9 protein-coding genes are annotated in these 12,027 nt (G+C 35.6%); 8 read left to right on the forward strand and 1 reads right to left on the reverse strand.

Features of this window, described 5'->3' with window-relative positions; genetic code table 11:
- Window positions 1-53: 53 nt before the first annotated feature.
- From H6G68_RS09360 to H6G68_RS09395, 8 genes are read left to right on the forward strand one after another with little or no spacing between them, the layout of a single operon-like run.
- Window positions 54-1,145: a serine kinase gene (locus H6G68_RS09360; protein ID WP_190906385.1), complete on the forward strand. Its 1,092-nt coding sequence runs from the start codon at window positions 54-56 to the stop codon at window positions 1,143-1,145.
- On the forward strand, window positions 1,145-2,536 hold the full coding sequence (locus H6G68_RS09365; protein WP_190906386.1) for a tetratricopeptide repeat protein: 1,392 nt from the start codon (window positions 1,145-1,147) through the stop codon (window positions 2,534-2,536). The genes H6G68_RS09360 and H6G68_RS09365 overlap by 1 nt, the downstream gene beginning before the upstream one ends.
- 12 nt (window positions 2,537-2,548) lie before the next feature.
- Window positions 2,549-3,316, forward strand: a complete 768-nt coding sequence (locus H6G68_RS09370) for a glycosyltransferase family 2 protein (protein WP_190906387.1) — start codon at window positions 2,549-2,551, stop codon at window positions 3,314-3,316.
- 45 nt (window positions 3,317-3,361) lie between these two features.
- The gene (locus H6G68_RS09375; RefSeq protein WP_190906388.1) at window positions 3,362-4,060 is read left to right on the forward strand and encodes a glycosyltransferase family 2 protein; all 699 of its coding nucleotides are present in this window, start codon (window positions 3,362-3,364) and stop codon (window positions 4,058-4,060) included.
- A 20-nt stretch (window positions 4,061-4,080) separates the two neighbouring features.
- Window positions 4,081-4,773 (forward strand): glycosyltransferase family 2 protein, encoded by a 693-nt coding sequence (locus H6G68_RS09380; RefSeq protein WP_190906389.1) that lies wholly within the window; start codon window positions 4,081-4,083, stop codon window positions 4,771-4,773.
- Between the two features lie 33 nt (window positions 4,774-4,806).
- Window positions 4,807-5,706: an SDR family NAD(P)-dependent oxidoreductase gene (locus H6G68_RS09385; protein WP_190906390.1), complete on the forward strand. Its 900-nt coding sequence runs from the start codon at window positions 4,807-4,809 to the stop codon at window positions 5,704-5,706.
- Between the two features lie 33 nt (window positions 5,707-5,739).
- Window positions 5,740-6,684, forward strand: coding sequence for an SMP-30/gluconolactonase/LRE family protein (locus H6G68_RS09390; RefSeq protein WP_190906391.1), 945 nt, complete (start codon window positions 5,740-5,742; stop codon window positions 6,682-6,684).
- Complete coding sequence (locus H6G68_RS09395; RefSeq protein ID WP_190906392.1) at window positions 6,681-7,808, forward strand: nucleotidyltransferase family protein; 1,128 nt, start codon at window positions 6,681-6,683, stop codon at window positions 7,806-7,808. Before H6G68_RS09390 ends, H6G68_RS09395 begins: the two co-directional genes overlap by 4 nt.
- 320 nt (window positions 7,809-8,128) lie before the next feature.
- Here H6G68_RS09395 and H6G68_RS09400 read toward each other — a convergent pair whose 3' ends face one another.
- On the reverse strand, window positions 8,129-11,827 hold the full coding sequence (locus tag H6G68_RS09400) for a hybrid sensor histidine kinase/response regulator (protein ID WP_190906393.1): 3,699 nt from the start codon (window positions 11,825-11,827) through the stop codon (window positions 8,129-8,131).
- Between the last annotated feature and the right edge of the window lie 200 nt (window positions 11,828-12,027).

Raw genomic sequence — 12,027 nt, forward strand, 5'->3', positions numbered from 1 at the left:
GTTGAGGTCATCAAACCCAACATAATCACTGCTAAAAATCCAAATTAACCCAAATGATTAAAAACGATATTGAAGAATCTGATATCGCAATTGAAACAGAACAAAAAGACCCAATTGCCTTTTTCAATTCAATTTATGAACTATACGAAAAAGCCGAAGCATCTGTGGGGGGTGCGGTTAATCGGTTTTATGATATTGGTGGATTTAAAATTCAGTTAAGATTTGCCGGTTCGGCTTTAATTCCTTATCAAACTCCGGCTTTAGGACATTTGGAAATAGAACCAGTTCCCCATCCTGATTTAACAATTTGTTTGTGGGATAGTACTTCAACCAATACTATTATGCCTCCTCCTCCTTGGAGAAGAATTGATCATCATCCTAAGCGCGGGGAAATTCACGGATTTAATACTGATCGCATTCATACGAGTTTTCAATGGGGTGCATTTGCATTAAGTCTGTTAGATAGCGATCGCAATTTAGGCATCTATTGGGTAGATACAACTGAACAAATTCCCTATTGGGAAACCGGTTCACCCCTACGAACCATTTTTAACGTCTGGATGAGTAAACGGGGAATACAACTGGTTCATGCTGGTGCTGTCGGACTCTCTAGCGGTGGTGTGTTGCTAGTAGGAAAAGGAGGTTCAGGAAAGTCAACAACAGCTTTAACTTGTATTAATTCAGAGCTTTTTTATGCCAGCGACGATTATAGTTTAATTACCTGTGAACCTAAGCCAACGGTATTTAGTATCTACAACACAGGCAAAAAAAATGCCGATGATGTGAACAGATTACCATTTTTGGCTGAAGCTATCAGTAATAGCGATCGCTTGGATTCAGAAAAAGCCGTTTATTTTATTAACGAGCATTTTTCAGAGAAAATATTGAAAAGTTGTCCCATTCGTGCAGTTTTGGTTCCGCGCATTACGGGAAAAACAGATACTTTCTTAACACCTACTTCTGCTGCTGCTGCTTTAGCTTCACTTGTACCGAGTACGATGATTCAATTACCAGGTGCAGGGAAAGAAGCTTGTCAAATAATGATGCAAGTCTTGAAACAAGTTCCTTGTTATTATTTAGAACTTGGTACAGATTTAGAGCAAATTCCTCAAGTGATTTTTAAGCTTTTATCTGAAAATAATTGATGCTAAATCCAAAGCAATTCAACAACACATCCGCAGACTTACAATTAAAATTGTCCCATGTGTGGCAATTAAAGGGAAATCTAGAAAGAGCATTTATTGGTTATCAAGAAGTTTTACGTCTCTATCCAGATTACATACCAGCGTATACACATTTAGGTAATTTGAGGATTAAAGAAGGACGTATTGATGAGGCATTTGAGTATTACAATCAAGCCTTAGCCATAGATCCAGAAGCAGTTGATTTATCTCACTACTATGCCTATCTTGGAATAATTGTCCAAAATTCTCAAGAGTCTTTGCCAGAACAGGAATCAGAAGAGATTCCAGAAAATCCTGTCGGCAAAATTAATTTATATCATCAAAAAACTTTTCCCTTCCATCGCAGTGGTTGGAACTTTGCTATAAATGCTTTAAAACCTTTGCATAACAGTCAAGGAATCCTATTTGACGGATTTCTAGAAAATGCTTTTTGTTGGCAACATCAACAGGAAGGATTCAGACCCGCGAGAATTTTAGAAAAAATGAAACAAGATGGATTATTTTCCCAATTAGCAACCTCTGAAGAAAGAGGAATTACTCCTTATTATCAACCGTGGGTTGGTTTTCTCCATAATCCTCCAGAAATGCCAGTTTGGTTTAATAATCAAGACTCACCTCAAAAAATATTAGCTAAAGAAATTTGGAAAAAAAGTATTAATTCCTGTGTAGGATTATTTGCTTTATCTGAGTACCAAGCTCAATGGTTGAGAGAGCAAACAGGTAAACCAGTTTCGACTTTAATTCATCCCACAGAAATATCTGAAACTCAGTTTGATTTTGATAAATTTATCAATAATTCTCAAAAAAAGATTGTTCAGATTGGTTGGTGGTTGCGAAAACTAAATGCAATTTACCAATTACCTCTTGCTCAAGATAACCCTTTAAACTATGAAAAAATAAAACTCACTCCTATCTTTTTTGAAAGAGCCAGTGAATATCTCCAAAACCTCACCAAAAAGGAAAGAAATGTAACTCAATTAGAAATAGAGGATAAATTTTTCCAAAATACTAAAGAAATACAGCATTTAGCAAACCAAGACTATGATAAATTACTGTCTGAAAATATAGCGTTTGTAGATTTATATGATTCAAGTGCTAATAATGCTGTCATCGAATATATTGCCAGAGCAACACCACTTTTAATTAATCCTTTACCTGCTGTTGTAGAATATTTGGGTCAGGATTATCCCATGTACTTTAGTAATTTGTCAGAAGCGGCTGCAAAAGCTTTAGATACTTCCTTAATTTTAGATACACATGAATATCTCAAGCATTGTGAGACGAGGAAAAAACTTTATGCTGAGTATTTTTTAAAAAGTTTTGAAGAGAGTGAAGTTTATCAATTAATTTAGGTAAATGAACAGATGAAAAATCAGCTTTTGGTAAGTGTAATTATTCCAGTTTATAACGGAGAAAAATATCTAGCTGAAGCCATTGAAAATGTCAAAAATCAGCATTATCAACCATTAGAAATTATTGTCATTGATGATGGTTCGACAGATAAAACTGCGGAAATAGCAGCCGAACTCAAAGATAATATTCGCTATATATATCAAAAAAACAGTGGCCCAGCATCTGCTCGAAACCGTGGCATAAAGATAGCAAAGGGTGATGTAATTGCTTTTTTAGACGTTGATGATATTTGGTCAGAGGATAAATTAGATGTGCAAGCCAATTACTTAGCCAGTAATACATCAATAGAGATTGTACAAGGATTAATTCAACAGATGAAATTATCTGCACTGACAGCAGGCAATCAACATATCTTTGAGCCGCTCTATAAACCTTACCACTATATTAATTTAGGCAGTGCAATTTACCGAAAATCAGTATTTGATAAAATTGGCTTGTTTGACGAAACACTCAAATATGCTGAAGATTTAGATTGGTTTATCAGAGCTTGGGAAAATGGCATAACAAAGGTAGCTTTAGATCAAGTAAGCCTGTTTTATCGCAAGCATAAAGATAATATGACTGACGGTAAAAACTTAGTTCAACTTGGCTTTGTGAGAATTTTTAAGCGACATTTAGATAGAGCGAGAAATAAAGATAATTCTCAAATTGATGTATTAGCTAATGTACCAATTCATGAATATCTTGGTATTCCTCCAGACAATCCTAAAATATTGTAATGAAACAACAAAACCACGAGTATCAATATAAAAATGAGCAAATTTATGACTACAAATAAACCTTTAGTTTCTGTAATTATTCCAGTTTATAATGGCGAACGCTACTTGTCAGAAGCAGTACAAAGTGTCCTGAAGCAAACCTATGAACCTGTAGAAATAATTGTAGTAGATGATGGTTCAACAGATAGTACGGCAGAAATTGCACAATCTTACCAAGATATTCGCTATGTCTATCAACATAATCAAGGTAACGGAACGGCCAAAAATACTGGAATCTCAGTTGCTAAAGGCGAGTTAATTGCCTTTTTAGATGCAGATGATTTATGGACATCTAATAAACTGAATATACAAGTTAATGATCTGCTAGAAAATCCCCACATTGATTGCTGCATTTGTAAAATGCATACATTCTTAGAGCCGGGAATAGAGTGGCCAACCTGGGTCAAAAAAGACCAAATCGAATCGGATGTTACAGCTTATTTACCTAGTGCATTAATAGTTCGTAAGACTATTTTTGAAAGGATCGGTAATTTCGATCCCCGCTATAGACGTGCTAATGATTCTGATTGGTTTTTTCGTGCGAAGGATGCGGGTTTTTTGATGAAGATAATACCTGAAGTCCTTCTTTATCGGCGTATTCACAGATATAATATATCCCAAGAAACAGGCGAAATGAATTTAGAACTAATGAAAATTTTAAGTGCATCAATTGAGCGTAAACGCCAGCAAAAATCGTCAAAATAAAAGCTTAGGAGCAAAAGTTAATGGCAAACAATAATCCTTTACTCAGCGTTATTATTCCAGTTTATAACTGCGAAAAGTATCTAGCCCAAGCCATCGAAAGTGTACTAGCTCAAACCTATCAGCCCCTAGAAATTATCGTCATAGATGATGGTTCAACTGATGCTAGTGCAGAAATAGCCAAGGGATTTGGTTCTGTAGTGCAGTATTGTTGTCAAGCCAACAGTGGTACTGCGGCGGCTCGTAATCGCGGAATAGAATTAGCCAAAGGTGATTTTTTTGCTTTCCTTGATGCAGATGACTTTTGGGTAAAAGATAAATTAACCCTACAAATGGCAGCATTTATAAATAACCCCAATCTTGATGTTATATTTGGACAGGTTGAACAGTTTATTAGTCCAGAATTGCCAGAAAATCTCAAAGCCAAATTACACGTTCCTAATCAATTAATGCCGGGGCATATTCCTTCCGCATTGTTGATAAAACGGGAGTCTTTTTTTCAGGTTGGCTTATTTGAAACTCATTGGAAATTAGCCGAATTCGCTAGTTGGCAAGTGCGTCTAACAGAGCTAGGACTCCAAACAATGATGTTACCCGACTTAGTAGCCAAGCGAAGAATACATGAAGCTAATAAAGGAATTCAGCAAAAACAATATCAAACTGAATATATTCAGATTCTCAAAGCATCATTAGATCGCCGTCGTGCTAAAGGTTAGGATATTCAATTTAATGGCGTATAATTCATAGATATGAACTTAAAGACTCGGCTAAACAACATTAAAACTCGTTTCAAAGCCGCATCTAAAGCCTTCCTCGATCCGATATCTACTCTCAGTCCAAAAGTTTTTGTCAAAACAGTAGAGCCTTCAGTAGTTTTAGATAATCAACTTTTAGCTGGGAAAAATGTCCTGATTACTGGAGCAGCAAAAAATATTGGCAGAAGTATCGCTATTGAAATGGCTAAACAAGGTGCAAATATTTTCTTCACAGATATTATTGAAGAAGGATGTTTAAACTTAGAAAAAGAATTAAATACTTATCCAGTTAAGGTAAGAGGCTTTGTTTCAGACATATCAAAACCTGAAGATATGAATTATTTATATAGCATTTTGGAGGAAAACAAAATTATAATTGATATTCTTGTCAATAATGTAGCCATTCAATTTGAAACAGTTGGTATAAATAATTTAGAGTTAGGAGAATGGCAAAAAACTTTTCAAACCAATGTCTTTGGTCCCATGTACCTCACCAAACTTATCTCTAAAATGATGGTGAGTAATTCTATTCAGGGTTCTATTATTTTTATGACTTCTATACACCAAGAAACAGTTGTGTGTTGGCCTAGTTATAGTTCTTCAAAAGCAGCATTAGGCATGATTATCAAAGAATTAGCAGTAGATTTAGCCTCTTATGGGATAAGAGTCAATGGAATTGCTCCCAGTTGGGTAGCAGAAGATGAGCAAAAACAATCATTGAGTATTGAGTATAGCCTGTTGCATGGTTGTTCTATCTCTCCTTGTTATATCGGCAGAGCGGCTGTTTATCTAGCCTCTGATTACTTTTCAAAATTCACGACGGGAACAGTTCTTAAAATTGATGGTGGCACAACATTATATAATTATCGTGTTGCTCAACATCCACCTCAATAAAAAAATACCATTTATTTTATTTTCATAAAGATAATGTTTCGTATCACTAAATGGGTCAATAAACAAATAAAACGAATAAGCTCAATTTTTCCCAAAAAATTAGCATCAGGTAGATTAGAGGCAAAATCTTTAAATTTTAAAACCCTTTTTCCTAAAAATGCGAAAATTGAGCGCGTAGCAACAGGATTTCAATTTACAGAAGGACCTCTTTGGTTTGCTGAAGAAAATTATCTGCTATTTAGCGATATTCCTGCCAATAAAATATATAAGCTTACCCCTAATTGTGAATTAACAATCTTTAGAGAACCTAGCCACAATTCCAACGGTTTGACTAAAGATAAACAAGGACGATTAATTGCTTGTGAACACAGCACACGTCAAGTTACTCGCACAGAAAAGGATGGTTCAATTACAGTTTTAGCTGATATATTTAAAGGAAAAAAACTCAATAGTCCTAATGATATTGTTGTCAAAAGTGACGGTTCTATTTATTTTACAGATCCCCCTTATGGCATTAAATCTGAACAACAAGAACAACCGATTCAAGGAGTATATAGAATCTCACCAGATAGCAAAGAAATTATTGTCGTAGCTGATGATTTTATCAAACCAAATGGTTTAGCATTTTCACCAGATGAAAAAAAGCTATATATAGATGATTCTGAACGTCGTCATATCCGAGTTTTTGATGTTCAACCTGATGGAAAACTTAGCAATGGAAGCATTTTTTATGATATGAAAGTCGAAAAACCTGGTTTACCAGATGGAATGAAAGTAGACACACAAGGAAATATCTACTGTACTGGTGGTGGTGGAGTTTGGGTTTTTGATTCAGAAGGAAATCATTTAGGAACAATTGTCACTCCAGAAGTACCAGCAAATTGTGCTTGGGGAGATGAAGATTACCAAAGTCTTTATATCACCGCCTCTACCTCTGTGTACAAAATTAGAGTTAATATTCCAGGGATAAAAATATGATTATGAATAACCAAGGAAATTCTGGACTTTCTAACGAGAAGAAATTGCTTTTGCAAGCAGCATTATTATCAGATCAAACGGGATTAAATTCCTGGCAACAATGGAGAGATAACGTTGATATTGAGAATTTAGATAATGAATCTTATCATTTATTGCCTTTACTTTATCGCAATTTATCTGCAAATGAAGTGATAGATGTGCATATAGGAAGACTCAAGGGAGTTTATCGCCGCACTTGGGTAGAAAACCAAGTACTATTTCAAGCCATTGCCCCCATTTTCCAGTCTTTTCAAGAAAAGGGTATTAAAACTCTATTACTTAAAGATGCAGCTTTAAATCTCCATTATTACCGCGATAATGGATTACGCATGATGCCTAATTTAGAAATTTTAATTCATCCCTCAGATGTTTTAATGGGGATTAATTTATTGCAAAATATTGGTTGGAAAGAGATAGGAAAAATACCTCAAGACATTCTACCATTTTCCCAAGCAATGGGATTTAAAAACAGTTCTAATCAATTTGTTATTCTGCGCTGGCATTTATTCGCAGATGGGTTTACAGAAAAAGCCGAAAATGATTTTTGGGTAAATACAATAATTACTAAATTGGGTGAATTAGAACTACATATTTTGAATCCAACAAATCAGTTATTGTATATTTGTGGAGCTTTTAAAAATCAGCTTATGTCAAGTAGCAAGCTAGCTGATGCTACAATTATTATTAATACGTCAGAGAATCAAATTGACTGGAAGCAATTAATTATAAAAGCTCAAAAATACCGCTTGATTTGGGCGCTGAAAAATATGACCACTGCTTTACAGGAAATTTTAAATATTCCTATACCATCTTCAATTTGCACAGAGATAACCAATTTACAAATCTCTAGCTTTGAATACCGTGAATATCAGATTCTGACCAAGGAAAATAATAGCGTATTAGATAGGCTAAATCTGAGATATTACCAATATGCAAGAATGATAACTGATAACAATGGGAAATTAAATTTTTTAGGATTTACTCAGTATCTACAATATCTTTGGGGTTTAGAAAATTTATGGCAAGTTCCATACCATGCAACAATTAAGGGCATAAAAAGGCTAGTACCGCTTTCTAGGAATTAAAAATTAAAAATTAAAAAAGCAGATTATACAAGCTGTTTAATAATTTGGAATTGTTATAGAGTTTCCTAATCACAGGAGGTTCATCATAGTCCCCTCCTTGCTTGCGTGGGGGTAGAGTTTTTGTACCTCAGTCAACCGAGAACCGCTATAGTTATTTTATATCAAATCACTTAATTAAAGCTACAAATGAATCTCCTCGTCCGTCCATTTTTATCAACCTTAAAGAAAGTGAAACGGTATTAGCCGCGCTACACAGGTACAAAAAGGCTGAAGGATAAAATAAACTGGTATATTCAACCTTTTTGTAATTTGTCATATATTTATCTAGCTACTGTCATTGTTACCTGATTTAAATCTTCCATACCTCTGTTCGCTAAATGATTAACAGTAGAGATAAACTCATTCTCTAAATAAGGCTTAGTTAAATAAGCAGTTGCACCCAATTCTTGAGCCAGTTGACGATGTTTTTCCGAACTACGAGAAGTGAGAATCACTACTGGTTTTTTAGCTAAATCTGGGTTTTGACGAATATTACTTAATAATTCAAATCCATTCATCCGTGGCATTTCCAAATCCGAGATGATAACTTCAATTTCTGGATGTAAATGCAACTGTTCTAGCGCTTCTACCCCATTTTGTGATTGTATTACTTGATAACCACATTTTTGCAAAGTCAGAGAGATAGTTTGTCGCACGCTAATGGCATCATCTATGACCAAAACTACTTTTGGTAATTTGTTAGTTATTCCTACATGAGAAATTGGTTGAGTTTCTCTACTATTTTTGGGAGTAGATGCAGCTAGTAGAGGTGTAGATTCAATTGTATCCTCCGACATAGGCAAGGCTTGTTTTTTAGATACAGGACTTGTTGGCAGTCTCCTGACATCAAGTGTAGCCTGCATCTGCTGAGAATCTACAAGCAGAGTCCCATCAATTACTAAGATGAGGTTGCCATTAGCGAGGCTACTACAACCATAAATATATTTTGGTGGAGTAATGGCATTTCCTAAAGGTCTGATTACTAATTCTTGTTCACCGATAATTTGATCAACTTCTAAACCCAAAACCCCCTGATTTCGCCGGAGTAAAAGCACAGGATTTTTCATGATTTCTGTGTCAGGAGTGGTGGGTATAGTGTTTAAATAACTGCCAACTAGTGACCCATTGTAATACATCAAATTTGACAGTTTCAGAAGGCTGACTATCAGTTCCTCCTCACCTGAATGCCAATGCAAAATCTGTTTGCCTTCAAACTCTTTGATTTGCTGTTCAGCGGGAATTAATATTTTTTCAATACTATCTAGCAGTAAGGCATAAACAACACCTCCTGCCTGGACTAACATTAGTTTATCTGTGGTCATAGAAAAAGGGATTTTAAGTATGAATTTTGTCCCTTGATGAGGCAATGATTGAACGGAAATCAAGCCATTGAGGGAGTGTAACTGAGTACGGACAATATCTAATCCCATACCGCGACCAGAAATTTCATTTACTCTACCCGCAGTAGAAAATCCTGGTGAAAACATCATTTCTATCAGTTCAGATTCAGTCGGATTATGCGAATATCCTTGAGCATCATGATCACCTGGAATCAGATTAAGTTCAATAGCTCTCTTGCGGATACTTTCTAAGTTCAAACCTTGACCATCATCCCGAACTTCGATCACAGTTTGACTTCCCTGATGATATGCACAAATTTCTATTACACCTTGTTCATTTTTGCCAAGATCACGGCGAATGTGTGGAGCTTCAATACCATGATCAAAAGCATTACGTACTAGTTGTAATAAGGGATCATATAGCTTTTCAGCAATGGCTTTATCTATGAGAACTTGTGTACCAGTAAGTTTTAATTCTACGAATTTTGCATAAACATTTCCCAGCTTATTGACCATTTGAGGAAAACGATTGAGGATAGTTCCCAAAGGCAACATCCTTGCCTCTACCAAATTATCTATGATACTCAGAGTTAAATTATGTTTTTTCTCACTAATTTGAGTAGATTGTCTCATGAGTAAGTCAAGCGACTCAGCGGTTTCTTGTAGTTGCAATGTTTCTTCTAGTGCTTCATGTAATGTCAGATGATATTCTGTATATACATCCATTTCTAGAGCATCAAACTGCACAGCCGAGACTTTTTGTGTATGTTCTATGGGAAAATTATTTCCCTGTAATGGCAGATCACGCAATTGATTTAAAATAGATTGATGTCGGCTGAGTTGCTGACTTAATCGTTCAATCAGGTCTATAATCTGTTCATCATATAAAGTCCGACGTTTTTGGTAAATTAGCAATTCTCCTGCTAAATAATTAAGACGTTGCAATCCATCTACATCCACTCGCACAAAAGCAGGTTGGCGAGAATTTTTACTAGGAGAATTTAGGGATTTATCTTCTATTTGCCTATTAACTTCTATAGCATCATCAGCAACAATTTCTAGTCCTACTTCAGGAAGATTTGTAAATACCTGATCACTGACAACTGAGGATGTAACACTTTCTAAATAATGATCATTTTTAATATCTTCTACTGTCTGGGTAATGACAGCTTCATTGCTCATGTCTGACAGAGTTTCTCCTCCCCATATCGATTCGAGTAGACTATCGTCAGTGGGATGATCTATGGGAGGAAATATTTCTTTAATAACTAGCAATTCTTGTAGCTTAGGGTTATCAAGCCATTTTTTTTCTTGCTCAGTTACTGGAGGATAGTTTCTATATTCATTTCCTACTTGACGAATCTGCTTTTTTAGGTTTTGGATGATAGAGATAACACCATCATTTTTGGCAACTGAATGTTCAAATCTGGCTAAGTCTAGGAGAATAATTAAAACTACACCTCGGCGATAAAGACAAAGGTTATGGCTATCTTTTTCATCTTCAACAAAGGCTAGAAATTGCTCTAACCAACTTTCAATATAATTGAGTGGATTATTATTGAGACTGATTTTAGGAATCAGCAAATTTAAACTCAGTTCAGCTTCTGGTATGTCGCGCTGGTGATTAAACCAGCCAAAAATGTAGCGAATTACTTTTAAAGTAAACTTGGCATTTCCTGGTTTTAGATGCTCATTATTGTTGCCGTCAGATGTAATTAAAAATTGGTAAAATTCGGTTGTTAGGCTGAAAAATTGGGTGGCAAAAGATTTAGTTGTGGGTATAATGAATGACTGGTTTTTTGGTACTCTAACTAATGAACTATTAGGAGATGTAATAGGTGATTCCTGTTTTGTGACTTTTGCCAGTGTTTGCAAAGCTAAAGAAGGTGAACCACCAGAAATACGATCGCCTGCTAAAACTTCTTTCTGTGACTTTTGTAAATCAGCTAAGGCAATTTCAGCAATTTGGTGCGCTTCTTGGGGATTAGCTTCCAAAGCGGACATGATTGTGCAAGCAAGTTCTTTCAACCCTGGTAGATTTAACGATTCTGCCAAACCTAGAAATACATCAAGTTGAGAGTGTAAAACCTCTATTAATTCTTCATTATTGAGTGGCTTAAGCAGGGCTTCAGAAATACTTTCTAAGCGTTGTTTTACTCCTACTTCAAAGATAGACTGAACAATATCAAATCCTAATTCTTCAGAAGTAGGAATATGAGATTCAGCCCCAAAGGCATCACCTAATTTTGTTTGTAATTGGGCAAATACTGAAGTTGCTCTTTGCAGAAGTTCTTCGCTATTAATATTACTTGCTGTTAGTTCGGCGGTGACAGCTAACTGAAGACATTCGTAAGCTTCTAATAGGAGTGTTTGTAATTCAGTATTTATGACTACATCTGGACTATATAGAGCCTTAAATATATCTTCTAACGAATGGGCTATCATTTTGATAGTATCTAACCCAACAGTAGCTGCTCCACCTTTAATTGTGTGAGTTGCTCGCATTAAATTATGAACTTTAGCAATACTATAACTTTCGGCTAAAGTAAATAAATCCTGTTCAATTGCTTGCAATAGTTCTGGGGTTTCAGCGAGAAAATAAGCATAGCCCTGTTCCCGAATCTCATTGTCTGTAATCATAATCTTTTGTTTTATTTTTTTGATTTTGGTTGATGTTAATTCATACCAATGTTGGATTGTATAGCAGGAGTCAGGAGTCAGGAGTCAGGAGTCAGGAGTCAGGAGTCAGGAGTCAGGAGTCAGGAGTCAGGAGTAAAACCGTCTTGTAGTGGGAGTTTCATTATCAATTGATGTCCTAACCACCCTGTACACGGCTATAT

The sequence above is a fragment of the Anabaena catenula FACHB-362 genome, from assembly GCF_014698735.1.
GTDB classification, from domain to species: domain Bacteria; phylum Cyanobacteriota; class Cyanobacteriia; order Cyanobacteriales; family Nostocaceae; genus Anabaena; species Anabaena variabilis_A.

What these genes read in the sequence shown, in the direction of transcription:
- H6G68_RS09360 (WP_190906385.1), top strand. Translation starts at nt 54, where the DNA reads ATGATTAAAAACGATATTGAAGAATCTGATATCGCAATTGAAACAGAA.
- H6G68_RS09365 (WP_190906386.1), top strand. Translation starts at nt 1,145, where the DNA reads ATGCTAAATCCAAAGCAATTCAACAACACATCCGCAGACTTACAATTA.
- H6G68_RS09370 (WP_190906387.1), top strand. Translation starts at nt 2,549, where the DNA reads ATGAAAAATCAGCTTTTGGTAAGTGTAATTATTCCAGTTTATAACGGA.
- H6G68_RS09375 (WP_190906388.1), top strand. Translation starts at nt 3,362, where the DNA reads ATGACTACAAATAAACCTTTAGTTTCTGTAATTATTCCAGTTTATAAT.
- H6G68_RS09380 (WP_190906389.1), top strand. Translation starts at nt 4,081, where the DNA reads ATGGCAAACAATAATCCTTTACTCAGCGTTATTATTCCAGTTTATAAC.
- H6G68_RS09385 (WP_190906390.1), top strand. Translation starts at nt 4,807, where the DNA reads ATGAACTTAAAGACTCGGCTAAACAACATTAAAACTCGTTTCAAAGCC.
- H6G68_RS09390 (WP_190906391.1), top strand. Translation starts at nt 5,740, where the DNA reads ATGTTTCGTATCACTAAATGGGTCAATAAACAAATAAAACGAATAAGC.
- H6G68_RS09395 (WP_190906392.1), top strand. Translation starts at nt 6,681, where the DNA reads ATGATTATGAATAACCAAGGAAATTCTGGACTTTCTAACGAGAAGAAA.
- H6G68_RS09400 (WP_190906393.1), bottom strand. Translation starts at nt 11,827, where the DNA reads ATGATTACAGACAATGAGATTCGGGAACAGGGCTATGCTTATTTTCTC.